Consider the following 23,965-nt stretch of genomic DNA (forward strand, 5'->3'; position numbering starts at 1 on the left):
CTATGGCGAAAGGTTAGGCCCCGCGCCGGCGCGCCATTGCGAGCCGGGCCCCATGTAGGCGCTCCAGTCGGGATCGCCCGGCCCAGGGGCCGCGGTACCCAGGGCGGGAGCATCGGGGAATGCCTGTTGCAGCACATGCCGGCCGCGCTGCACGCGCAGGGCGAGTTCGGCGTGGTCTTGCGACACGATGCGCGGCGTCACGAAGATGGCCAGTTCGGTTTCCTTGTGCTGGTCGCGGCGCGACGAAAACAGCGCCCCCAGCAGGGGGATGTCTTGCAGCAACGGCAGGCCGCTGCGCTCGTGCGAACGCTCGCGCGACAGGAAGCCGCCCAGCACCAGGGTCTGGCCGGAGCGCACGTTGAACTCGGTGACGGCGCGCCGCGTGCGCAAGGCCGGCCCGCCCGCCACGCTGAGCGAGGTATCGACCGAACTGGCCTCGACTTCGATGCGGGAACGTATGGCGCCGTTGCGGTCGATGCGCGGCGTGATATTCAACGACACGCCATAGGGCTTGAATTCGGTGGAGCTGTTGCCCAGCGAATCTGTCGTGGTGTAGGGCACTTCGCCGCCGGCCAGGAACGAGGCGGTGGTGCCGCTGCGCGCCAGCAATTGCGGCTGAGCCAGCATCACGGCCTCGCCGCGCTGGGCCATGGCGGCCACGCGCGCCGAGATCAGCGCATTGGCGCCGAAATACCCCCCCGCCCCCATGCCTTGCATGACCAGCGGAGGCGGCTGCGCGGTGTCGGTCAGTTGCAGGCCGGACCCGGGCTGCCATACACCGCCGGCATGCAACCCCCCTTGCGACACCGCATCCCATTGCAGGCCGAATTCACGCAGCCGGGAACTGGGCAGTTCGACAACCTGCACGTCCAGCAGCACCATGTTGTCCCAGCCCACCTGGCCGGTGAAGTCCAGGATGCGCGGATAACGCTGTGCCAGCGCCGCTACGCGCGCCCGGTCGTCATCAGTCAGGTCATCGCCTTCGATCACGACGTTGCCGCCCACCAGGCTGCTGCGCACGTTGGGAATATGGCGCAACAGCGCCTGCACCTCTTCTTGCATGAGCGCCCAGCCGGCCGGCCGCACCTGCACCTCGTAGGCGGCGCCCACGCCGGCGGGTGTCCAGACGTGCACCGATGATGCGCCTTCCTGGCGCGCGAACAGCACGACCTCGCGGCCGTCGACCGACACGGCGCTGATCACTTGGCCGTTGCCCACCGCGACACGGGTGACTTCGGCGTGGCGCAACACGCGGGTCTGGCCGACTTCGAGCGCAAGGGTGGCGGGCTCGGCCGCGATAGCGGGCCGGGCAACCGCCAGCAAGGCCGCGCCCAACGCCCAGCCGCATATGCGTGACAGTTTCATGGCGCCCCCGGATCGGATGCGCCGGCGTCGCTGCCGGCGTCGAACACCTGCGGCACGGGCCCGGCGTCGAGCCGGTCGCCGTACAGCACGGGCACGGCCGGACGCGGGCCGGCATCGTTGGCATCCAGGCCCATCAGCCCCGCCAGGTCGCCCGAGGCGGCGGCCTGCGGCGCCGCGCCGTCACCGCGGTGGCGCAACATGGCGGTCAGGGTGCCGCCATGCCGGGCCGCCACCAGCTTGATCGCGTCCTGGGCCGAGGCTTCCAGCGTGATGGATGGCGCGGCTTCGGGGTCGGCCCCCATGGCCAGCACGCGCACGCCCTGCAACAAAGCAGCTGTCAGGTGCTGGCCGCGATGCACAAAGGACACGTAGAGATCGATCAGGTCGCCTGGTTGCAGCAGGCCCGATGCCACGTTGATTTCGTCGGCCGGCAGCGTCACCGCGCGCCGGCCCGCCGGCACCAGGTCGGACAGCGGCGGGGCTGCCGCGGCGGGCGCCAGGTGGACGTCGAGCAAGGCGTCTCCCTGCTTCACATCGGTGACGAGGACGGTGCCGATGACCTGGTCGGCCGCACCGGGATCGAACGAACCGCTGGCGGTCCAGGGAGCGGGGATATCGCGCACCGCCAGATGTTCTGCCTGCAGGCGCGTGCCGGCGGGCAGGTCGGCGGCGGCAACCAGCTTGTCGACGACGAGCACCTCGGCCTGGCGTTCGATTTCACGGACGCGCGCCTGGATATGTTCACGTGCCGCCCAGGCGGCAAGCAGGCCCGCGGCCAGGGCGAACGCGTAGACGCCCAGCGCGCGCAGGCGCAACAGCAGCGCGGAAAACGAGAATGTCATGGCGTGGCCTTTTCGTGCTGCAGCAGCAGGACGCCGCTGCCGCCTTCAACGGCGACGATGGCGATGTCCAGCCATGCCGGGCCGCGCAGCCAGCGGTGGGCGGCATCGGCGCCTGCGCCGGGATGCCAGCCCGCGCGCCGCAAGCGGTCGGCGACGGCCTGGCGGGCCTGTGCCACCGGCAACGCCACGGTCCAGACCTGGTGAATGGTGCGCCCACCGCCGTCAGCGTCGCTGAAGTCCAGGCGCAGGCGGGCCCCGGGCGGCAGCCAGGCGGGCCGCGCCGGCAGCCGGGCGCCGTCGGGGGCTGCGGCGCCCAGCACCGAAACGCTGCCGCGCGTACGCTGCGGGCCGGCGGCCTCGAGCACGGCCAGCCACAGCTCGCCGGCGGATTGCCCGGACAGGATGACGAATCCGGAGTAGACCCCCAGATCGGACAGCACGGGATGGTGCCTGGCCAGCGCGGGCGCCGCCTGCGCCACGGGCAGCGGAATCTCGATCAGGCGAATGTCGGCCGGCATGCCGTAGAGCCGCATTTGCGACCCCAGCGGCGCCTGGGTGCTGCCCGGCGGCAATGCCAGGCTGGCCGGCCCGGGCCCCGCGCCGGCGTGCGCCGCGGCCACGGCCACGGCGGACAGGCATGCGGCCATGCCCGCCGCCCATCGCGCAAAACGGCTGGCCCGGCAATGCTGCCCGATAAATGGCTTGCCCATGCGTCAACGTCCTGTAGCAGCGATGGGGGCAAGATCGGCCCAGGGCGCCAGCCAGTCGGTGGACCAGCGCCCCCTGCCCCACGGCGCGTCGACCGGCTGCATGCGGCGATACAGCGCTTGCGCGGCGGCCTGGGACCGCTGCGCGGCGGCGGACCAGCCCTGGGGCGACAGCCCAAGGCGCTGTACGGTGGCGGCCTCGCCGTGGGCGTGGCCGGCGTTTTCGGCAAGCACGGTATGGCGCTGCACCGACAATAAGGCAGCAGGCTCGTCGCGCCGCGCGAAAATCGGACGGCGATTGGCGTACACGCGGGCCTGCCCCACGCGCAACTGCGTGCCGGTGCGCAGCCAGTCGCGCGCCAGCGCGGCGACCCGGACATCGCCTGTCTGCATGCCGGCATCGAGATGGCGCGCGGGCGCGGCGGATATTGCGGCCCCGTCCCAGTGCGGGATGTCGGCCTGGCCGCGGGCGGCCGCGAAGGCGGCATGCCGGCTCAGTTGTTCCGCCTGCAAGCCCTGCATTTGCAGTGCCCCTACCGTGGCCATGCCGTGCATGAACAAAGCCAGCAGGGCCAACGCCAGCACGGCTTCGATGCTGGCCTGGCCGCGTGATGCGCGGCGAAGCCGCCCGGGTTTCATGGCAGGTCTCCGAATGACGTGCCCGGCGCCACGGCGCTCAGGCGCGCCTGCCAGTAAGGGCGGAACAGGCCGGGAAACCCGGCTTGGCCGGTGGCGGAAGATGGCGGCGAGAAATAAGTTTCGGCGGCGCTGGTGACCGTGACGGCTTCGCCGGCCCGCAGGCCAGCGTAGGCATAGCGCCCGGCGGGCGCGGCCAGTTGGCTGGCGGCATCGGTGGTGGACAGCGCTTCGGCCATCTGGCTGACCTGGATGGCGAAACGCAGGGGCTGGCCCGCCACTTTTGCATCGAGCTCGTGATAGGAAGGCAGCCCTCGGCCACGCCAGCGCGCTCCGCCGGCCACGGCATAAGAATTGGCCATGGGGTTTCCCTGGCCCGAGAAGATGTCCCAGGAGGTGTGCTCGTGCACCCAGCGCCAGAAATCCTGCTGCGAGAAATCCTGCGGCGGCTTGTCGATGTATTCATCCGCCGCCAGCGCGCGCTGGCCACCCTGGCCCCAGCCCATCGCGTACTCGCGGTAGTAGCAGCCGATCCAGCGATTGGAGCGCAGCGCGTGATACGACAGCGTATCCAGGGCGCCCCAATGGCCATCGCCGCTTAGCCAGGTGCCGCCGCGCCGGCGCAGTTCGTGGCGGCGCGTGGGGCAGCTGCGGTGCACGATCCAGTTGCTGCGGCGAGTCAGGGTGCGCGGACGCAGGAAATCGTAGCGAGAGGCCGCCAGCTCGACCATGCCGCGCAGATGGGCCGGCGCGCTGCCCGCGTATTGCTGGATGGAGCCTGCCGCCGGCCCGGGCGACACAAGCAGGCGCAGCGGCCCGCTTTGCGCGACGGCGTGCTCATTGTGGGCGGAATAGTGTTCGGGATAGTTCGCGTGCAGCACCCGCAGCATGGCCTGCAGCCGGGCATCGTGCAAATAGGATACCGTCGCGGCCGATGCCTGCTGCAACACTTGGTGGACGGCTTGGTCATGCTGCTGGAATGCGCTGGCCAGTTCAGGCACCGCACCGCCGGTGGCGGCGGCGCGCGCATACGCCGTACCAGGCGCCGTGCCGAACAGGGCGCCGATCAGCGAGGCGGGCGGATTGCGCCGTGTACGCTGCTGCGACTGCGCCTGGCCGAACTGCGCCCAGGACGCCAGCGTTACCAGATGCGCCATGGCCACCTGGTGCGCCACCTGCGCGCGGTTGATATAGGCCAGCAGATTGAGGGCGCGCGCTTGCAGCAGGGCGCCGCTATAGGCCGCGGCATCGGCCGCATGGGTAAGGCGCACGCGCGCGGCGGCGGTTTGGCCGACGTTGTACATCGCCACCAGGCCCATGCCGCCAATCGCGGCCAATGCCAGGGCCATGGGCAGGGCTTGCCCGCCCTGCCCAGATGCCGCGCGCCGCCGGCGCCGCGCCAGGGATGTCATTTGGCGTTGCCAGTGAATGACTTGAGCGTGCGCGCCTTGGTTTGCGCAGCGGCCTTGCCGGCAGCAGACTGCGCGGCGCGCGCTTCGCTGGTGCCGTCTTCGCCGGCCAGTTCGCGCGCCATGGCGGCAGTCTGCGAACGCACGACCTGACCGAACAATTGATAAACCGCGATGGCCGCCACGGCGATCAGCGCCACCACGATGATGTACTCGGTCATTCCTTGCCCGCGCTGGCGGGAAACACACCGGACCATGTCAGCCCCTTTTCAGTGAACAGAGGCTGTAGTCTGAATCGGCAGAAATGCGCCGGCTATTCGCGGATGCCGAGGTGGGCGAAATGCTCTCGCTGGTGAAAGCGCGCCCGCCGCGGCGCCGCCCCAACGACAACGGCCCCCGCGGGGGCCGTTGTCGCTACTGGCCGTCAGGCCTTATTTGTCAGCGGCGGTGGTAATCGCATGCCCTGCTTCGGACATGTCCTTGCCCATGCCTGCCATGGTATTGCAGCCTTGCAGCACGACACCGAAAACGATTAGCGCCATCAGCATGACTCGTCCACGCATGACTCTTGCTCCTGGGAAAAGTCGATGATCAGGCGATGCGCACGCGCAGTTCGCCCAGGCCTTCGACGCCACCGGTCATGACATCGCCCTGCACCACCGCGCCCACGCCTTCGGGGGTGCCGGTGAAGATCAGGTCGCCTGCCTTCAGCTCGAACAGGCTCGACAGGTACGAGATGCTTTCGGGAATGTTCCAGATCATTTGCGAGATATCGCTGGACTGCTTGCGCTGGCCATTGACCTCGAGCCAGATGGCGCCGCGTTCGAGCGTGCCTGTCGCGCTGCGCGGGTGGATGGGGCCCAGGGGCGCGGAAAAATCGAATGCCTTGCCCACTTCCCAGGGGCGGCCCTGCTTCTTGGCTTCGCCCTGCAGGTCCCGGCGGGTCATGTCCAGGCCCAGCGCGTAGCCCCAGATGCAATCATTGGCCTGCTCGACCGGGATGTCTTTGCCGCCCTTGGCCAGCACCACGACCAGCTCCATTTCGTAGTGCAGGTTGCTGGTCCTGGACGGGTACGGAATGCTGCCGGTCTGGCCATCGGCCACCGGCACGATGGCATCGGCCGGCTTGCAGAAGAAGAAGGGATCTTCGCGGCCGGTGAAGCCCATTTCTTTGGCGTGCTCGGCGTAGTTGCGCCCCACACAATACACACGGCGCGCGGGGAACAGTGCGCTGCTTCCAGCCACGGGCAATCCGACGGGCGGCGACGGAGGAAAAACGTAGTCCATGTTTGCTTGACCTTGTTGAACGCAGGCCGGCGCGGCCGGCACACAGTGTGGAAATTCAATGCGCGAGTTTATCCCTTTTTTGCGCAGCCCACGCCGGCCGCGGCACGCGCCCCGCGCATCGCGCCCAGATGGCAAGCAGTCAGAAAGGTGTCAGTATTTCCCCGCGCGTTGCGCGACCCGCCCGAGATGAAAGCAGATACCGCCCGATCGGGGACGCCGCGGAGCCGGCTTTGCCAGTCCGCCAGCGTCGCCCCCTTGAGTGGAAAGCGCGTAGCGCTTCGGGGGCGGAACTTTCACTTCAGCTCTTGTTGTAGCGTTCGGCACTACGCAGGATTTCTTCCTGGGCGGCCTGTACGCCCTTCCAGCCCTTGACCTTCACCCACTTGCCTTTTTCCAGGTCTTTGTAGTGTTCGAAGAAGTGCTGGATGCGGCCGATGTCTTCGGCGGGCAGGTCTTCGTACGACTTGATGTTGCGGTAAGGCGGGTACAGCTTGTCGACCGGCACGGCCAGCAGCTTGGCGTCGCCGCCTGCCTCGTCGTCCATTTCCAGCACGCCCAGCGCGCGGCAGCGCACCACGGCGCCCACCTGGATGGGGAACGGCGTGACCACCAGCACGTCGGCCGGGTCGCCGTCATCGGACAGGGTTTGCGGGATGTAGCCGTAGTTGCACGGATAGTGCATGGCGGTCAGCATGAAGCGATCGACGAACACGGCGCCGGTGTCTTTGTCGACCTCGTACTTCACCGGATCGGCGTTCATGGGAATTTCGATGATGACATTGAAGTCTTCCGGCAGCTTCTTGCCGGACGACACGCGATCGAGGCTCATGATTCAACCTTGCTTGTTTGGAAGAGAATGGGGGTCGTCGTCGTCCGGCCTGGACGCGGCGTCGGCCGGCGCCTTGGGCGCCTGGGTGCCGTAAGTGGGCACCGGCACATCGAACGCCGCCACGGGGATCGGCGCGCTGTCGAAGTAGTCTTCGATGTCGATGGCGGACCGGGCGGGAGGCGCCGCCGGCGGCTCGGGCTCGGCCGCAGCGCTGTGCTCGCGGTCGGCCGCGCGGGCATCGGGGTCGAGCACGTAGTCTGCCGGCACGGCTTGCGGCGGCGGCTCGGCCGTATAAACGGGCACGCCGGAAGACGGGCCGGACTCTGGTGGGTAAGCGGAATACTCGCCTTCGGCATCCAGGTGCAGCGGATCGGCGTCGGTTTCGGCGGCCGGCAGGGCCTGGTCGGTGGCCAGCACGGGCAGGGCCATGCTGGCGGCGGTGGCCAGGCGCCAGTGGCGCACGGCATCGGCCGGGCGGTCCAGGCGGTCGTACAGGCTGCCCAGCAGGGCATGGGTGTGGGAATCGTTGCGGAAGCCCAGGCTGCGCTGCAGGTAGCGTTCGGCCTGGCCCCACAATTGGCCGTTCAGGCACAGCATGCCCAGCGCGGCCAGCAGGCTGGCGTCGGCCGGACGCTTTTGCAGCCAGCCTTCGGCCTTGGCCAGGCGGCGCGGCACCTGGTCGGCATCGCAACGCGCATAGGCCGCCACCAGCGACGGCGTGAAATGCACCGGCACGGCGGCTTCGAGCACGCGCGCGGCATCGGCCGGTTCGCCCGCGGCCTCGAAGGCGGTGGCGCCGGCCAGGGCGATCTCGGGCAGCGTGCGTTCGTCGCTTTTCAGGTCTTTCCAGACGGCGCGCCAGGCGTCGGTGCCGGAAGCCGCCGCTGCGCGCAGGCGGGCGGCGCCCGCGGTATCGATAAGATGTTCGGCCTCGGTCTTGGACAGCGCATTGCGGCGCAGCAGGCCGCGCGCCAGGGTGAACACACGGTCGTGGTGGTTCAGGGCGGCTTCGGCGCGCAGCAGCAGCCGCATGGTATGCAGGTGGCGCACGCCGCCATCCTGCAGCGGCGCCAGCACGGTCAGGGCGTCTTGCGCCCTGCCCTGGTCGAGCAGCTGGTCGGCCGATACCGTGGCGATGGCCTCTTGCAGGCCGGCATTGCCGTTGGCGTGTTCGCGCGCCGAATCGAGCAGGCGATCGCGCCGGTCGAACTCGCCCAGGCCATGCGCGGCGCGCGCCGCGGACAAGGCCGCCAGCACGCGCCGGCTGGGCACGCGGGTCTGCTCGAGCAGCTTGGTCAGATCTTTTTCGGCGTGGGCGAAACGGCCCTCCAGCAGGCCGGTCCAGCCGCGTTCGAGCAGTTCGTGGTCGCGCGCCTGGGCGCGCTGGCCGCGCCATGCGCGCATGCGGTCGGGAATGGCAAGCAGCCAGGCCAGCACCCGCAGGCCCACATACAGCGCCACGAACAGCGCCAGCACCAGCAGCACGGCCAGCGTCAGCGACAGCTCGATGCGCCACGGCCACACCAGCACCATGACATTGCCCGCATGGCTGCGCAAGACGACAGCCAATGCAACAGCGACGACGGCAAGCAGCAGAGTCCAGAACCAGGTACGCATGCGTCAGTCCTGTTGGTTCGCGTCGAAGCCGGCGGCGCGCAGCGCGGCCACGCCAGCCAGGCTGTCGCTGACGTCGGGCAGGCGCACGGCGATGTCGGTCTGCGCCAGGTCTTCGGCCAGGCGCAGCGCGGCCTGCGTATCGGGCGAGCGCACGTCGTAATACGTGCGCAGCGCGCTGACGACGTTATCGAGTTCGTTTTTCCAGACTTCGGGCTGGCGCATCAGCATGGCCAGTTGCGCCGTCATCAGGCGCTGGCGCAAGGCCGCGCGCGCCTGCCCGACCTGCTCGGCCGACAGCATCAGGGCGGCCGGCTGGTCGACGCGCTGGATGCTGATCAGGTCGCCCAATTCATGGGCCAGCGCGCTGCCGGCCCGCCCCGGCCAGGAGGCGATCTCGGCGCGCCACACCTGCCACCAGGCCGCGTCGGCCGGCAGCCCGGCGCGCGGATCGGCATCGGCCGGCACGGGCGCCGCACCGACAGCCGCGGCGCTATTGGCGCCAGTGGTGCCGTCAGGCGCCGCGGCGTCGGGCACCAGCATGGGCGCCTTGGACACCAGGCCGGCCAGGCGGTCGATGCGGCTGGACTGGGCGGGGATATCGATGGTGGCCACGGCGCGCAGGCGGTCGAGGTCGCCGTTGATGCTTTGCTGCAAGCTGGCAAAGCGCGGACGGTCGGCGTGCGCCAGGCGCGACTGGGCGGTTTCCAGGGCGACGATGGCGTTGTTCACGTTGCCGGCCAGCCGCAGTTGCTGATTGGCCAGAACGAGCAGGCGTTCGATGTCGTTGGCCAGCAGTTCGTCGCTGGCGCCGCCGCTGAAGGTTTGCCAGGCCTGCTGCAAGTCGTCGTAGCGGCTTTTGGCTTCCTGGGCCTGGTCTTGCAGCTCGGCCACGCGGCCAGCCTGGGCCTGCGCCAGGGCCAGCGCCTCGCGCGCCTCTTTGCGGCTTTGCGCGGCGGATTGTTCGAGGGCATCCAGGCGCGTGGCGACCTCGTGCCCGGCCGCCAGGAATTGCTTGCGCTGCAGCCACAGCGCCCAGCTCAGCCCCACTGCCAGCAGCAGCACGATGACCAGCGCCGCGGTCAGGGTGCCGACCGCGCTGGAAGACTGCCTGGCCTTCTTGGCCTTGGGCGCGCCGGGCGGCGGCGAGGCGGGCGTGCCTTTGCCCGGGGCTGCCGCGGAGGCGGCCGATTCGGTAGCGGAGGTCTGGTTTGTCATAGACGCGATTGTATTCGGTGAAAAGCCAAAACTTCGAATCAAGCCGCAACAAAAGCGGCGAGGATCGCTTCATCGACTGGCAAGCAGACTTTTACCATCGGGGCCGGCACATCGCCACCCGCGTCCTGCTGCAGGCGGCGGGCCAGCGCGGGATGCGTGACGATGCAGCGGGATGCGCCCCACCAGTCCTGCAGCCCCTGCTGCCGCACCTGCGCCTGCACGGCGGCCATGCCTTCGCCGCTGGTCAGCAGCCAGGTGGCCTGGGCGCCCTGCCCGGCCCAGTCGTGCAGCTGCCGCGCGGCCGCCGCGGACCAGGGCGCGGGCTGCCGCCGGTACACGGCATGCCGCAGCACCTGCACGCCGGCGGCCTCGAGTTGTTCGGCCAGCCAGTCGCGCCCCTGGGTGCCGCGCACCAGCAGAACCCGGCGCGGCAGCGGGCCGCGTGCGCACAAGACTGCCCACAGGGCTTCGGAATCATGGGTGGGCGCCTCGGGCGGCGGGCACAGCACTGTTGTATCTGCGCCAAAGCCGGGCAGCTCGCGCAGGGCGCGCGCGCTGGCGGGCCCCACCGTTGCCGCCGCCGTGGCAAGCGGCCAGGCGGCCTGGCCGGCTACGTCGCGCAGTTGCGCAATGTACAGGCGCGCGGCGTTGCCGCTGACGAAGACGACCAGGTCATGGTCTTGCGGCAGCGGCAATTGGGCCGGCTGCACGGGCAAGGGCTGGATTTCGAGCGCCGGCAGCTCCAGCGCCTGCCAGCCGGCGGCGCGCAGCGCGCGCGCCAGCGCTTCGTTGCGGCCGTCGGGCCGGGTCAGGATGGCGATGCGCGACATGGGCACTCCTGTTGACGGCCCGGATCGGTGGCGGCCGGCCGGCGCGCTCAGGATGCGGGAGGGTCTTGCAGTTCGGCCAGGATGGCGTCGGCGCCGCCGGACAGCAAGTCTTGTGCGGCTGCCTGGCCGATGGCCAGGGCCTGTTCGACCGGGCCGGCGCGCTGGCTGCGGATGACGCGGGTACCGTCGGGCGAAGCCACCAGGGCGCGCAGCGCCAGGTTGTCGCCGTCGAGCTGGGCATAGGCGGCCAGGGGCACCTGGCATGACCCGCCCAGGACGCGCGACACGGCGCGTTCGGCCACGACGCACGCCGTGGTGCGCGCGCAGGCCAGCGGCGCCAGCCATTCGCGCAGGTCGTTGCGGTCGTTGCGGATTTCGATGCCCAGGGCGCCCTGCCCGGCCGCCGGCAGGCTGTCTTCGGGTTCGAGCAGGCTGCGGATGCGGTCGCCCAGGCCCAGGCGCTGCAGGCCGGCGGCGGCCAGCACGATGGCGGCGTAATCGCCGCGGTCGAGCTTGCCCAGGCGGGTATCCAGGTTGCCGCGCAGCGGCTTGACCGACAGGTGCGGATAGCGCTGGCGGATCTGGGATTCGCGCCGCAGGCTGGAGGTGCCCACGACCGCGCCCGCCGGCAGGTCGGCCAGCGCGGCGTACCGGCCGGATACGAACGCATCGCGCGGATCGGCGCGTTCGAGGACGGCGCACAGCTCGAACGGGGCCTGCAGGTCGACCGGGACGTCTTTCAGGGAATGCACGGCCAGGTCGGCGCGGCCGTCGAGCAAGGCGGTTTCGAGTTCTTTGACGAACAGGCCCTTGCCGCCGACCTTGGACAGCGTGCGATCGAGGATCTGGTCGCCGCGGGTGGTAAGCGTGAGCAATTCGACGGCGCAGGCGGGATACAGCGCGCGCAGGCGGTCGCGCACGTGCTCGGCCTGCCAGAGGGCAAGCCGGCTCGCGCGGGTGGCAATGACGAGGCGTTGCGGAACGGACACGAACTGCGTCAGATCAGGCTGGCGAAGACAACCGAGGCGATGACGCCCAGGATGGCCAGCACCAGCAGGCCTTGCAGCAGGCTCAGGCCTGATTCGGGGTTATCGCTTTTACGCAGACTCATGGGCGGATTCCTTGGAGGCATTCTTACGGCTGGCCAGCCACCGCCCCACAAGAATGACCAACAGTGCGCCGATGACTTCGGCAGCGATTTTAACCGTACTTGGCTGTTCGCCGAATTGATTCACCACGACCACGTCGGTAATGAACATGCCGCCGGCGATCCAGCCCAGCAGGCCCGCGCCGAAAGTGACGACCAGCGGGTAGCGGTCGATGAGCTTGAGCACCAGGGTGCTGCCCCAGATGATGATGGGCACGCTGACGATCAGGCCGAAGGCGACCAGGCCGATCTGGTGGCCGTCGTGGGCGTTCTGGGCCGCGCCCGCGATGGCGATGACGTTGTCCAGGCTCATGACGAAGTCGGCCACGATGATGGTCTTGACCGCCGAGGCAATGGACGTGCCGCCCTTGATGTTGCCGTGGCCGTCGTCTTCGGGAATGAGCAGCTTGATGCCGATCCAGAGCAGCAGCAGCGCACCGACGATCTTGAGGAACGGAATGGCCAGCAGGGTCAGGGCGAAGGCAATGAGCACGACGCGCAGGATGATGGCGCCGGCGGTGCCCCACAGAATGCCCTGCATGCGTTGCTTGGGCGCCAGATTGCGGCAGGCGAGCGCGATGACCACAGCATTATCGCCACCCAGCAGGATGTCGATAAGAATAATCTGGAACACCGCCGCCCAACTCAGCGTCTGGAAAAACTCAAGCACTTTAGACCCCCCGGGGATTTATCGAATAAGACAAGAACACAGGAATATGACGCCGGCCGCGCACCGGCGCGGGTGGCGTGCGCGAGGCACACCACCCTGCGTGTCGAATCTACTATTGTAGTTCAGCTTTGCGTCAGCACCTTTTGGCGGGCCAGGAAAATTTTTCCAAGCGCCAGCACGACCAGGGCGCCGATTACCCCCGCAACCAGGGCCAATTGGTGTTGCGTCAGGCCCAGCGCCGTATCGATGCGGGCCACCGGTTCCTGCAGTGCGGGATCGCCCACCAGCAGTTCACCGGCAATGAAGCCCAGCAGCGCCGCCCCCACCCAGACGATGACGGGAAAGCGTTCAATGACCTTGAGCAACAGGGTGCTGCCAAAGATGACCAGCGGGATACTGATGGCCAGGCCCACCACCAGCAGGGTGGTGTCGCCCATGGCGGCAGCAGCCACGGCCACGACGTTGTCCAGGCTCATGACCAGGTCGGCGATCATGATGGTGCGGATGGCCGCCAGCAGGCTGCCATGGTGCTTGCCCTCGCCATCGTCTTCCCCTTCGGGCAACAGCAGCGACACACCGATGTATACCAGCAGCAATGCGCCGATCAGCTTCAACCAGGGCAGCAGCAACAGCTTGGCCGCGACCAGGGTCAGGATGATACGCATGATAATCGCGGCGGCAGAGCCGACCACGATAGCCTTTTTCTGCTGCGTGGGAGGCAGCGAGCGCGCGGCAAGCGCGATAACCACGGCGTTGTCGCCGGATAGCAGGATATTGACCCAGATGATCTGCAGCAGGGCAATCCAGAATGCGGCTGAAGTGAGTTCCATTCCTCTCTTTCCTAGATGATCCCCTAGGTGTCAGTAATAAATGTGGACGTACAGGCCATTACGGGTGCGCGAGCAATATTGGATGGCCGTTGCCGGAAGCGCCTTGTGGGCGTCCGGCGGTTTTTTGTGAGTGTACGCAGGGTGCCGGTGCCGTTATTTTATAGTTTGCGGCCCGGCCGGGCAGCATGCGGCTCCTGTCCGTGAAAAAAGCCCGCCGGAGCGGGCTTTTTTCGGCAAGGTCCGCTACCGGATTACAGCACGGACTTCAGCAGCTTGCCCATTTCGGACGGATTGCGCGTGGTGCGGATGCCGCACGCTTCCATCACTTCGAGCTTCGCGTCGGCGGTATCGGCGCCGCCCGAGATCAGCGCGCCGGCGTGGCCCATGCGCTTGCCCGGAGGCGCCGTGACGCCGGCGATGAAGCCGACCACGGGTTTCTTCATGTTGTCTTTGGCCCACTGGGCGGCGTTGACTTCGTCGGGACCGCCGATTTCGCCGATCATGATGACGGCGTCGGTGTCGGGATCGTCATTGAACAGCTTGAGCACGTCGACGTGCTTCAGGCCGTTGATGGGATCGCCGCCGATGCCCACGGCGCTGGACTGGCCCAGGCCGAGCTCGGTGACCTGCGCCACGGCTTCGTACGTCAGGGTGCCCGAGCGGCTGACGATGCCGATGCGGCCCTTGCGATGGATGTGACCGGGCATGATGCCGATCTTGATTTCATCGGGGGTGATCAGGCCGGGGCAGTTCGGGCCCAGCAGCAGGGTCTTGCTGTTCTTGGCCTTCATGCGGTTCTTGACTTCCAGCATGTCGCGCACCGGGATGCCTTCGGTAATGCAGATGACCAAGTCCAGCTCGGCCTCGACGGCTTCCCAGATGGCGGCGGCGGCGCCGGCGGGCGGCACGTAGATCACCGAGACGGTGGCGCCGGTCTTGGCCTTGGCGTCTTGCACGCTGCCGAAGATGGGCACGCCTTCGAAGTCCTCGCCGGCCTTCTTGGGGTGCACGCCGGCCACGAAGGCGGCCTTGCCATTGGCATATTCACGGCACATGCGGGTGTGGAACTGGCCCGTCTTGCCCGTGATGCCCTGGGTGATGACTTTGGTGTCCTTGTTGATCAGAATCGACATTTGTGAATCCTTGGCAATTTATTTGACGGCGGCTACGACGCGGGTGGCCGCTTCGGCCATGGTGTCGGCGCTGATGATGGGCAGCCCCGAGTCGGCCAGCATTTTCTTGCCCAGTTCTTCGTTGGTGCCCTTCATCCGGACAACCAGCGGCACGTTCAGGTTGACGGCCTTGCACGCGGTGATCACGCCTTCGGCGATGACGTCGCAGCGCATGATGCCGCCGAAGATGTTGACCAGGATGGCCTTCACGCCCTTGTTCTTGAGCATGATCTTGAAGGCCTCGGTGACCTTCTCGGCCGTGGCGCCGCCGCCGACGTCCAGGAAGTTGGCCGGCTCGCCGCCGAACAGCTTGATGGTGTCCATGGTGGCCATGGCCAGGCCGGCGCCGTTGACCAGGCAGCCGATGTTGCCGTCGAGCTGGATGTAGGCCAGATCGAACTTGCTGGCTTCGATTTCAGCCGGGTCTTCTTCGTCGAGGTCGCGGTAGGCCACGATCTCGGGGTGGCGGAACAGCGCGTTGGAATCGAAGTTGAACTTGGCGTCCAGGGCGATGATGTTGCCCTTGCTGTCGCGGTTCAGGGGGTTGATTTCCACCAGCGAGGCATCGGTGTCCATGTAGCACTTGTACAGCTTCTGGAACACGTCGGCGGCCTGGTCGGCGGAACCGCCCTCGAGGCCGATGGCCTCGGCCACCTTCTTGGCCTGGCCGGCTTCCAGGCCGGTGAGCGGATCGATGTATTCGGTGATGATTTTCTCGGGCGTCGAGTGGGCGACTTCCTCGATGTCCATGCCGCCTTCGCTGGACGCGATGATGGCGACCTTCTGCGTGGCGCGATCGGTAACCAGCGACACGTAGTATTCTTTCTGGATGTCGGCGCCGTCTTCGATGTACAGGCGCTTGACCTTCTGGCCTTCGGGGCCGGTCTGGTGCGTGACCAGCTGCATGCCCAGGATTTCAGAGGCCAGCTTGCGGACGTCGTCGAGCGAACGGGCCAGCTTCACGCCGCCGCCCTTGCCGCGGCCGCCCGCGTGGATTTGCGCCTTCACGACCCATACCGGCCCACCCAGCTTTTCAGCGGCAGCCACGGCCTCGTCGACGGAAAAAGCGGGGATCCCGCGCGGCACGGGCACGCCAAATTGCTTCAGCAGTTCCTTGCCTTGATACTCGTGGATTTTCATGTGTTACCTGTCAGGACGAATGTGAAAAAGAGGGGGAGTCGGATAGCGCGTCCGCCGCTTCAGCGCTATCCCCGGTGTACCACTTGGGATAGTGCTCAAGCACCACCGGGCCGTCGGTGCGCAGGGCATGACAGCCGTCCAGCTGGAATGGACGCAGGTCCGGATTGCTGTTCTGGCGCCGGCGGTTGGCCATGGTCTGCACCGCCGCGGTGGGCAGCACCTGCGACAGTTCGGTCATGTGGGTACAGCCCGCGGTATGGCCAAAGCGCTCTTTGACCTGGCGCCGAAACCCCTTGAGCAGGTTCATGCCGATCAGCCCCGTGTACGAGGCTTCGATGGCCGAGCATTGCTGTTCGTAGGGCGCCGCGTCATAGACCGCCTGGGCCGCCACAATGTTGAACGCTTCATCGATGGTGATGCGCAAGTGCATGTGGTGGATGGGGCGGCCCGCCCGGAAGATATCGCCGTTGTGCTTGGGGAAGTCGTAGGCCTTGACGTCGATGAGTTCGGCTTCGAGATCCCACAGCCCGTCGTCGCGCCCGTAGGACTGCACGCGTATGGAACGCGTATGCAGCGGTTGGCGAGAGACTTTCGGCGGTGGCAAGGGCATGGATGGCCTGCGTTTCAGGACATTTGACGCAAAGCAGCAAATCCTGGGAAGTATAGCGCAGGCCCCCGGCGCGCGTCGCGGGCCGGGGCGCGCCGCCCGCGCGGGCGGGCGGCGGCGGAACGAGACGGTCAGGCGGCCCGCAGGGCGCGCGCCGCGCCGACCATGCCCACCAGCGCGGCCTCGGTTTCAGGCCAGGCGCGGGTTTTCAGCCCGCAGTCAGGATTTACCCACAGGCGCTCGCTGGGCAGCCGGGCGGCAGCCTTGCGCATCAGGCCCACCATCCAGTCCACATCGGGCACGTTGGGCGAGTGGATATCGTAGACGCCCGGGCCGATGTCGTTCGGATAGCGGAAGTCTTCAAAAGCCTTCAGCAGCTCCATGTTCGAGCGCGACGTCTCGATCGTGATGACATCGGCATCCATCGCCGCGATGGATTCGATGATGTCATTGAATTCCGAATAGCACATATGGGTGTGGATCTGCGTATCGGCCGCCACCCCGGCGGTGGAAAGCCGGAAGCAATCCACCGCCCAGTCCAGGTACGCCTGCCAGTCGTCGCGGCGCAGCGGCAGGCCTTCGCGGATGGCGGGTTCGTCGATCTGGATGACGCGCACGCCGGCCTGCTCCAGGTCGACCACTTCGTCGCGCAGGGCCAGCGCCAGCTGGCGGCAGGTCTGCGCGCGCGGCTGGTCGTCGCGCACGAACGACCACTGCAGGATGGTGACCGGCCCGGTCAGCATGCCCTTGACCGGCTTGTCGGTCAGCGACTGGGCATATGACGACCAGCCGACAGTCATGGGCGCCGGGCGCGCCACGTCGCCGAAAATGATGGGCGGCTTGACGCAGCGCGATCCGTAGCTCTGCACCCAGCCATTACGGGTGAAGGCAAAGCCGGCCAGCAGTTCGCCGAAATATTCGACCATGTCATTGCGCTCGGGCTCGCCGTGCACCAGCACGTCCAGGCCGATTTTTTCCTGGAAGCGGATGACCGCCTCGATTTCCTTGCGAATCGCCGCCTCGTAGGCCGAGTCGCTCAGGGCGCCCGACTTCCAGTCGCGCCGCAGCGCGCGGATTTCGGCGGTCTGCGGGAACGAACCGATGGTAGTGGTGGGAAACGCCGGCAGGTTCAGCACCTGCTGCTGGCGGGCGATGCGTTCGGCGAACGGGGCGCGGTCGCGCGTTACCGTGGCCGATTCGGCCATGCGGCGGCCCACCGCCGGATTATGGATGCGCGCCGACTGGCGGCGCGCCTGCAGAGCGGCCCGCTGGGCCGCCAGTGCCTCGCCCACGGCAGGCGCCTTGGCATCGGCCAGCGCCCGGCCCAGCAGGCCGAGCTCGTCCAGTTTTTGCGCGGCAAACGACAGCCAGCTCTTCAGTTCGGCGTCCAGGTCGGTTTCGCCCGCCAGGTCGACCGGCACATGCAGCAGCGAGCACGACGGCGCCAGCCACAGGCGTTCGCCAAGTTGCTGCCGGGCGGGCGCCAGCGCGGCCAGGGCCGCGTCCAGGTCGGTGCGCCAGATATTGCGGCCATCGATCATGCCGGCCGACAGCACCTGGTCGGGCCGCAGTCCCGCGGCTACGTCCTGCAGCTGGCCCGGCGCGCGGACCAGATCCACGTGCAGGCCGGCCACCGGCAAGGCCAGTGCGGTGGCCAGATTGTCTTTCAGGCCGCCAAAATACGTGGCCAGCAGCAGCTTGACGGGCGCGTCGGCCAGGCGGGCGTACACCGCGCGGAAAGCGTCGCGCCAGGCCTGCGGCACGTCGAGCGCCAGGATAGGCTCGTCGATCTGCACCCATTGCACGCCCAGGCGTGCCAGGCGCGCCAGCACTTCGGCGTACACCGGCAACAGCGCATCCAGCAGTTGCAGTTTGGCGACATCGCCGGCCCCCGCGGCGTAGGCATCGCCCTTGCCCTGCCACAGCCAGGTCAGCGGACCGGGAATCACCGGCTTGACCTGGTGGCCCAGCGCCTGCGCTTCCCGCACCTGATCGAACAGGTATTCGCGGGCGATGCGGAATGTCTGGCCCGGCACCAGCTCGGGCACGATGTAGTGGTAGTTGGTATCGAACCACTTGGTCATCTCGCAGGCCGCCGTGGGCGTCCCGGTGGGCGCGCGGCCGCGGCCCATGCGGAACAGGGTGTCCAGGCTGACCGGCTGGCCCTCGGGCTGGCCGAAGCGCGCCGGCACGGCGCCCAGCAGCGTGGACCATTCCAGAATATGGTCGTACCAGGCGAAATCGCCCACGGGCACCCACTGCAGCCCCGCGGCGGCCTGGCGCTGCCAGTGGGCCGCGCGCAGGTCGCGGCCGGTCTGCTCCAGCTCGGCGGCCGTTTGCCTGCCTGCCCAGTACGCTTCGACCGCCCGCTTCAGTTCGCGCTGCGCGCCGATGCGCGGGAACCCCAAATTATGAATAATAGTCATATAGATATCCAAGAAAATCAAAATTCTTCAACTCGGATGCTATTCTGCGCTCAACTCAACTTGCAGCAAAATCAAACTCAACATATATTTGTTGAAAACTATTCATATAAATGGCGCTCACTGCCCACGATGGGAGCGCCAGCTTTCCCGCAGGCCTGCCATGCTTGAAATCCGCCATCTCGAAACCCTGTCCGCCATCCGCGACGGCGGCAGTTTGCAGGAAGCGGCCGAACGCCTGCACCTGACCCAATCTGCCTTGTCGCACCAGTTGCGCGACCTGGAAACCCGGCTGGGCACGCCGCTGCTGAACCGCCGCACCCGCCCTGCTCGCCTGACCACCGCCGGACTGCGGGTGCTGGCGCTGGCCGATGAGGTGCTGCCGCGCCTGCGCTCGACCGAACGCGAACTGCAAAGGCTGGCCGCCGGCCGCACGGGGCGGCTGCACCTGGCCATCGAATGCCACTCGTGCTTTCAGTGGCTGATGCCGGCCCTGGATGCCTTTCGCGCGCAATGGCCCGACGTGGCACTGGACCTGTCGGCCGCCTTCTCGTTCGCCCCGCTGCCGGCGCTGGTGCGCGGCGACCTGGATCTGGTGATCACGTCCGATCCGCTGCGGCTGGAAGCCGTGGAATATCTGCCGCTGTTCAAGTACGAGCTGGTGCTGGCGGTGGCCGGCTCGCACCCCCTGGCGGCGCTGCGGCACATCGAGCCCGAGCAATTGGCCGACCAGACGCTGATTACCTATCCGGTGGACCGGCAGCGGCTGGACGTGTTCACCGCGTTCCTGGACCCCGCGGGTGTCGAACCGGCCGCGGTGCGCAAGGCCGAACTGACCCCCATCATTGCCCAGCTGGTTGCCAGCAACCGCGGCGTGGCGGCCCTGCCCAACTGGGCGCTGACAGAATATCTGCAGCCGGGTTGGCTGAAACTGTGCCACCTGGGCACGCACGGCGTATGGCGCACGCTGTATGCCGCCGTGCGCAGCGAGGATACCGATGCCTCGTATGTGGGGGATTTTCTGGCGATTGCGCGCGAGGTGTGCTTCAAGACGCTGGACGGCATACGCTCGGCCAAAGCCTGAGGCCGCGGCGCGGATTCAGTCGTCGTGCTCGTCGCCCAGCAGGCGCCGGATGACGTCGTGGGCAAAACCACGGCTGGCCAGAAAGCGCGCCTGCCTGGCGTATTCGGGCCGGTCGGCGGGCTTGGTGCCGTAGCGCTTGCGCCAGACTTCCAGGGCCCGCTGGTATTCGGTGGCGCGCAGGCCGTCGCGCAACTGGGCCACTTGGTCATCGGCAACGCCGTGCTGGCGTAGTTCCTGGACGATGCGGGCCGTACCCTGGCGCGCGGCGCGGCGGTGCACCAGGCTTTGCGCGAACCGCTCGGTGGACAGCCAGCCCTCTTTTTCCAGCGCGTCGAGCACGGCGTCAAGGTCGGTGCCTTCGTCCGTGTAGGGCTGCAGCTTGCGCGCAAGTTCATTGCGCGCGTATTCGCGGCGGGACAGATAGCCCACCGCGCGCGCCTTCAGCGAGGGCCCGCGCGGCGCGGGCTTGCCCACGGTTTCGAAACCGCCGTCGTCGGCTTCGCGACTGCCCGGCCCGCGTCGCGCAGGAGATGCGCTACGCGAAGTGCCTGTCGTGCCGGGCTTGTTGCGGATCATGCCTGGCCGTCGTCTTCGGCCTCGGCCTCGCTGGCGGGGAAGGTGGCCGCACGGCTGACGATGCCCTGGTTCTCGCGCACCTTGTTCTCGATTTCGACGGAGAGCTCGGGGTGTTCTTTCAGGTACTCGCGTACGTTGTCCTTGCCCTGGCCGATGCGGGTGCCGCTGTAGCTGTACCAGGCGCCGGACTTGTCGACCACGCCGGCCTGCACGCCCAGGTCGATGATTTCACCTTCGCGCGAAATGCCCGACCCGTACATGATGTCGAATTCGGCCTGCTTGAACGGGGGCGAGACCTTGTTCTTGACGACCTTGACGCGGGTTTCATTGCCCACGACCTCTTCGCCCTTTTTGATGGAGCCGATGCGGCGGATGTCCAGGCGCACCGACGAGTAGAACTTCAGGGCGTTGCCGCCGGTGGTGGTTTCGGGGCTGCCGAACATGACGCCGATCTTCATGCGGATCTGGTTGATGAAGATGACCATGCAATTGGTGCGCTTGATGGTGGCGGTCAGCTTGCGCAGCGCCTGGCTCATCAGGCGGGCCTGCAGGCCCGGCAGGGAATCGCCCATTTCGCCTTCGATTTCGGCCTTGGGCACCAGGGCGGCCACCGAGTCGATGACGATGAGGTCGACCGAGCCCGAACGCACCAGGGCATCGGTGATTTCAAGGGCCTGTTCGCCGGTGTCGGGCTGCGAGATGAGCAGGTCGGTGAGGTTGACGCCCAGCTTGGCCGCGTATTGCACGTCGAGCGCGTGTTCGGCGTCGACGAAGGCGCAGGTGCCGCCGATTTTCTGCATTTCGGCAATGACCTGCAGGGTAAGCGTGGTCTTGCCCGAGGATTCGGGGCCGTAGATCTCGACCACGCGGCCCCGCGGCAGGCCGCCGACACCCAGTGCGATGTCGAGCCCCAGCGAGCCGGTGGACACGACCTGGATATCGTGCTCGACCTCGTTGTCGCCGTAGCGCATGATCGAGCCCTTGCCGAACTGCTTTTCGATTTGCGAAAGCGCGGCGGCCAGCGCCTTGGCCTTTTCCGATGTGGCTGCCTTGCTGGATTTGTCGTTCATGTGGTGTGGTGTCCCGTGGGTGAATTCGTGTGCGGTGCGGCGGCCCGGTTGTGTCAACCTTGGTTGTGTCACCAGTGCCGGCAGCGGCGATTATGGCATCGGATTATACTGGATATAAATCCAGTATGCCAGTTTTTCTCCAGGGATTCCCTGGGTGGGCAAGCCCCCCGGGCTGTGCCAGAATGCCCGCACCGGCCGGCGCCCCCTGGCCATCGCCCCGCTTTTCCTACGCATGCGCATTCTCATCGCCGAAGACGACAGCATCCTGGCCGACGGCCTGTCCCGCTCGTTGCGCCACAATGGCTATGCTGTCGACGCCGTCCGCGACGGCGCGGCCGCCGATTCCGCCCTGGCCGCCCAGGCTTTCGACCTGCTCATTCTAGACCTCGGCCTGCCGCAACTGGCAGGGCTGGAAGTGCTGCGGCGCCTGCGGGCGCGCAACTCGCTGCTGCCCGTGCTGATCCTGACCGCGGCCGACAGTGTCGAGCAGCGCGTCAAGGGCCTGGACCTGGGCGCCGACGACTACATGGCCAAACCCTTTGCCCTGTCCGAGCTGGAAGCCCGGGTGCGGGCCCTGACGCGGCGCGGCGCCGGGGGCGGCGCCACCCTGCTGCGCCATGGCCGGCTGGTGTTCGACCAGACCGGCCGCGTGGCCCTGGTCGACGACCAGACGCTCGACCTTTCCGCGCGCGAGGTCAGCCTGCTGGAAATCCTGCTGACCCGCAGCGGCCGCATGGTCAGCAAGACGCAGCTGGTCGACCACCTGTGCGAATGGGGCGAGGAAGTCAGCACCAACGCCATCGAGGTCTACGTGCATCGCCTGCGCAAGAAGCTCGAACCCAGCGGGGTCAAGATCATCACGGTGCGCGGGCTGGGCTACTGCCTTGAACGGGACCAGGGTGCCGGCTATCTCTCGCACTGAGCCGGCCGCGCACGAAAAGCTGAACCAGGAAGCCCTGGACGCCATGCGCGGCGGGGCCAAGGGCCCCAGCTTCGCGCCGCCCCAGCGGTCGCTGCTGGGCGAAATCCTCGACTGGATGCTGGCGCCGCTGTTCCTGCTATGGCCCATGAGCGTGGCCATTACCTACGTGGTGGCGCAGAACATCGCCAACGTGCCCTACGACCGCGCGCTGGCCAACAACCTGCATGTGCTGTCGCGCTACGTCCATGCCCAGGACGGCCGCGCCGTGCTGCACATGAGCGAATCCGTGCGCGACGTGCTGCGCCCGGACGAAACCGACAGCGTGTTCTGGCTGGCGCTGGGCAGCCATGGCGAATACCTGGGCGGCGACCGCGCCCTGCCCCTGCCGCCCGACCTGGGGCAACCCCAGCCCGGCACCGTCCTGTACGCCGACGACACCCTGCGCGGCTTCGGCGTGCGGCTGGCCTACACCTGGATCGACCTGCACATCCCTCAGACCCAGCCTGTCCTGCTGGTGGTGGCCGAGACCATGGAAAGGCGCACCGAACTGGCCAACGACATCATCAAGGGGGTGATCATCCCGCAGTTCGTCGTGCTGCCGGTGGCGGTGCTGCTGGTGTGGTTCGGCCTGTCGCGGGGCGTGGCCCCGCTCAATGCCCTGCAGCAGCGCCTGCGGGCGCGGCGGCCCGACGACCTGTCGCCCATCGACGAACGGGCCGCGCCGTCCGAGATCGCGCCGCTGGTGGGCGCCATGAACGAACTGCTCGACCGCCTGTCGGCCAACGTGCAGGCGCAGCGGCGCTTCGTGGCCGATGCCGCGCACCAGTTGAAAACCCCGCTGGCGGGGCTGCGCACCCAGGCCGAACTGGCGCTGCGCGATGCCAGCCCCGACGAAATGCAGTCCAGCCTGCGCCAGCTGGTCATGGGTTCCGAACGCGCCACCCGCCTGGTCAACCAGTTGCTGCTGCTGGCCCGCGCCGAAAACCCGCACTCGGCCGACCTGGCGCCCACCGATCTCAATGCCGTGGGCTACGAGCAGACCATGCTGTGGGTGCCCCAGGCGCTGGCCCTGAACACCGACCTGGGCTTCGAAACCGCCGACACGCCGGTGCGGATTGCCGGCAATGGCCTCCTGCTGGCCGAACTGCTCAACAACCTGGTCGACAATGCGCTGCGCTATACGCCGCCCGGCGGGCACATCACCGTGCGGGTGCGCGCCACGGCCACGCACGCGATCCTGGAAGTGGAAGACTCCGGCCCCGGCATCGCGCCGGAAGAGCGCGAGCGGGTGTTCGACCGCTTCTACCGGGTGCTGGGCACCCAGGCCGAAGGCAGCGGCCTGGGCCTGGCCATCGTGCGGGAAATCGCCCAGAAGCATCGCGCCCAGGTGCAAATTCTGGAAGGCACGGCGCATTCCCAGTTGCCGGGAACCTGCATCCAGGTGACATTTCCGTTGTACACACGCACGGCCTGGCCCTCGGAAGCGACCTAGGACATACCCTGAGGCGCACTATATTTCCCCCGGATAGATACTTTTTGTTTCAAATTTAAGATTCAAGTAAGTATCGCGTCAGAACCTCGTCAGTC

General features: G+C 67.6%; 24 protein-coding genes. 3 read left to right on the plus strand and 21 right to left on the minus strand.

Features of this window, described 5'->3' with window-relative positions; all coding sequences use genetic code 11:
- The 19 genes from J2P76_RS01595 to metE all read right to left on the minus strand — a co-directional run bounded on the left by J2P76_RS01595 (position 1) and on the right by metE (position 18,729).
- The gene (locus tag J2P76_RS01595) at positions 1 to 1,365 is read right to left on the minus strand and encodes a type II and III secretion system protein family protein (RefSeq protein WP_207404041.1); all 1,365 of its coding nucleotides are present in this window, start codon (positions 1,363 to 1,365) and stop codon (positions 1 to 3) included.
- Positions 1,362 to 2,207: a Flp pilus assembly protein CpaB gene (gene cpaB, locus J2P76_RS01600; RefSeq protein WP_207404042.1), complete on the minus strand. Its 846-nt coding sequence runs from the start codon at positions 2,205 to 2,207 to the stop codon at positions 1,362 to 1,364. The genes J2P76_RS01595 and cpaB overlap by 4 nt, the downstream gene beginning before the upstream one ends.
- Positions 2,204 to 2,917 (minus strand): hypothetical protein, encoded by a 714-nt coding sequence (locus J2P76_RS01605; protein WP_207404043.1) that lies wholly within the window; start codon positions 2,915 to 2,917, stop codon positions 2,204 to 2,206. The genes cpaB and J2P76_RS01605 overlap by 4 nt, the downstream gene beginning before the upstream one ends.
- Before the next feature lie 3 nt (positions 2,918 to 2,920).
- Positions 2,921 to 3,553, minus strand: a complete 633-nt coding sequence (locus J2P76_RS01610) for a hypothetical protein (protein ID WP_207404044.1) — start codon at positions 3,551 to 3,553, stop codon at positions 2,921 to 2,923.
- Entirely contained in the window at positions 3,550 to 4,962 is a 1,413-nt protein-coding gene (locus tag J2P76_RS01615) for a pilus assembly protein TadG-related protein (protein WP_207404045.1), read from the minus strand. Before J2P76_RS01615 ends, J2P76_RS01610 begins: the two co-directional genes overlap by 4 nt.
- Positions 4,959 to 5,216 (minus strand): hypothetical protein, encoded by a 258-nt coding sequence (locus tag J2P76_RS01620; RefSeq protein ID WP_207404046.1) that lies wholly within the window; start codon positions 5,214 to 5,216, stop codon positions 4,959 to 4,961. The genes J2P76_RS01615 and J2P76_RS01620 overlap by 4 nt, the downstream gene beginning before the upstream one ends.
- A gap of 174 nt (positions 5,217 to 5,390) precedes the next feature.
- Complete coding sequence (locus J2P76_RS01625) at positions 5,391 to 5,522, minus strand: entericidin A/B family lipoprotein (protein WP_207404047.1); 132 nt, start codon at positions 5,520 to 5,522, stop codon at positions 5,391 to 5,393.
- Positions 5,523 to 5,550: 28 nt separating this feature from the next.
- Positions 5,551 to 6,246: a fumarylacetoacetate hydrolase family protein gene (locus J2P76_RS01630; RefSeq protein ID WP_207404048.1), complete on the minus strand. Its 696-nt coding sequence runs from the start codon at positions 6,244 to 6,246 to the stop codon at positions 5,551 to 5,553.
- 298 nt (positions 6,247 to 6,544) lie between these two features.
- Positions 6,545 to 7,075 carry an inorganic diphosphatase gene (ppa, locus tag J2P76_RS01635; protein WP_207404049.1) on the minus strand — a complete coding sequence of 177 codons (531 nt, stop codon included), beginning with the start codon at positions 7,073 to 7,075 and terminating at the stop codon, positions 6,545 to 6,547.
- A 3-nt stretch (positions 7,076 to 7,078) separates the two neighbouring features.
- Complete coding sequence (locus tag J2P76_RS01640; RefSeq protein ID WP_207404051.1) at positions 7,079 to 8,692, minus strand: heme biosynthesis HemY N-terminal domain-containing protein; 1,614 nt, start codon at positions 8,690 to 8,692, stop codon at positions 7,079 to 7,081.
- Positions 8,693 to 8,695: 3 nt separating this feature from the next.
- Positions 8,696 to 9,907, minus strand: coding sequence for a uroporphyrinogen-III C-methyltransferase (locus J2P76_RS01645; protein WP_207404053.1), 1,212 nt, complete (start codon positions 9,905 to 9,907; stop codon positions 8,696 to 8,698).
- Positions 9,908 to 9,945: 38 nt separating this feature from the next.
- Complete coding sequence (locus J2P76_RS01650; protein WP_207404054.1) at positions 9,946 to 10,737, minus strand: uroporphyrinogen-III synthase; 792 nt, start codon at positions 10,735 to 10,737, stop codon at positions 9,946 to 9,948.
- Positions 10,738 to 10,784: 47 nt separating this feature from the next.
- Complete coding sequence (gene hemC, locus J2P76_RS01655; RefSeq protein ID WP_207404055.1) at positions 10,785 to 11,726, minus strand: hydroxymethylbilane synthase; 942 nt, start codon at positions 11,724 to 11,726, stop codon at positions 10,785 to 10,787.
- A gap of 108 nt (positions 11,727 to 11,834) precedes the next feature.
- A complete protein-coding gene (locus J2P76_RS01660) occupies positions 11,835 to 12,554 on the minus strand; it encodes a YjbE family putative metal transport protein (RefSeq protein WP_207404056.1) in 720 nt (239 codons plus the stop codon).
- 122 nt (positions 12,555 to 12,676) lie between these two features.
- Positions 12,677 to 13,384, minus strand: a complete 708-nt coding sequence (locus J2P76_RS01665; RefSeq protein ID WP_207404057.1) for a TerC family protein — start codon at positions 13,382 to 13,384, stop codon at positions 12,677 to 12,679.
- Between the two features lie 251 nt (positions 13,385 to 13,635).
- Entirely contained in the window at positions 13,636 to 14,517 is an 882-nt protein-coding gene (sucD, locus tag J2P76_RS01670) for a succinate--CoA ligase subunit alpha (protein ID WP_207404058.1), read from the minus strand.
- 18 nt (positions 14,518 to 14,535) lie between these two features.
- Complete coding sequence (gene sucC / locus J2P76_RS01675) at positions 14,536 to 15,696, minus strand: ADP-forming succinate--CoA ligase subunit beta (RefSeq protein WP_207404059.1); 1,161 nt, start codon at positions 15,694 to 15,696, stop codon at positions 14,536 to 14,538.
- A 10-nt stretch (positions 15,697 to 15,706) separates the two neighbouring features.
- Entirely contained in the window at positions 15,707 to 16,306 is a 600-nt protein-coding gene (locus tag J2P76_RS01680) for a DUF2889 domain-containing protein (protein WP_207404060.1), read from the minus strand.
- A gap of 128 nt (positions 16,307 to 16,434) precedes the next feature.
- The gene (metE, locus tag J2P76_RS01685; protein ID WP_207404061.1) at positions 16,435 to 18,729 is read right to left on the minus strand and encodes a 5-methyltetrahydropteroyltriglutamate--homocysteine S-methyltransferase; all 2,295 of its coding nucleotides are present in this window, start codon (positions 18,727 to 18,729) and stop codon (positions 16,435 to 16,437) included.
- 160 nt (positions 18,730 to 18,889) lie between these two features.
- Between metE and J2P76_RS01690 the strand changes: the two genes are divergently transcribed.
- A complete protein-coding gene (locus tag J2P76_RS01690; protein WP_207404062.1) occupies positions 18,890 to 19,810 on the plus strand; it encodes a LysR family transcriptional regulator in 921 nt (306 codons plus the stop codon).
- 15 nt (positions 19,811 to 19,825) lie between these two features.
- On the opposite strand, the gene recX is transcribed toward J2P76_RS01690, so the two are convergent.
- Both recX and recA read right to left on the minus strand, forming a co-directional pair.
- On the minus strand, positions 19,826 to 20,386 hold the full coding sequence (gene recX, locus J2P76_RS01695) for a recombination regulator RecX (RefSeq protein WP_207404064.1): 561 nt from the start codon (positions 20,384 to 20,386) through the stop codon (positions 19,826 to 19,828).
- On the minus strand, positions 20,383 to 21,456 hold the full coding sequence (gene recA / locus J2P76_RS01700; RefSeq protein ID WP_207404066.1) for a recombinase RecA: 1,074 nt from the start codon (positions 21,454 to 21,456) through the stop codon (positions 20,383 to 20,385). Before recA ends, recX begins: the two co-directional genes overlap by 4 nt.
- A 232-nt stretch (positions 21,457 to 21,688) precedes the next feature.
- Here recA and J2P76_RS01705 point away from each other — a divergent pair, with 232 nt between their 5' ends.
- Positions 21,689 to 22,378 carry a response regulator transcription factor gene (locus J2P76_RS01705; protein ID WP_207409079.1) on the plus strand — a complete coding sequence of 230 codons (690 nt, stop codon included), beginning with the start codon at positions 21,689 to 21,691 and terminating at the stop codon, positions 22,376 to 22,378.
- Complete coding sequence (locus J2P76_RS01710) at positions 22,356 to 23,870, plus strand: sensor histidine kinase (protein ID WP_207404068.1); 1,515 nt, start codon at positions 22,356 to 22,358, stop codon at positions 23,868 to 23,870. Before J2P76_RS01705 ends, J2P76_RS01710 begins: the two co-directional genes overlap by 23 nt.
- Positions 23,871 to 23,965: the final 95 nt, after the last annotated feature.

It is taken from the genome of Bordetella petrii (genome assembly GCF_017356245.1).
GTDB lineage: Bacteria > Pseudomonadota > Gammaproteobacteria > Burkholderiales > Burkholderiaceae_B > Bordetella_A > Bordetella_A petrii_D.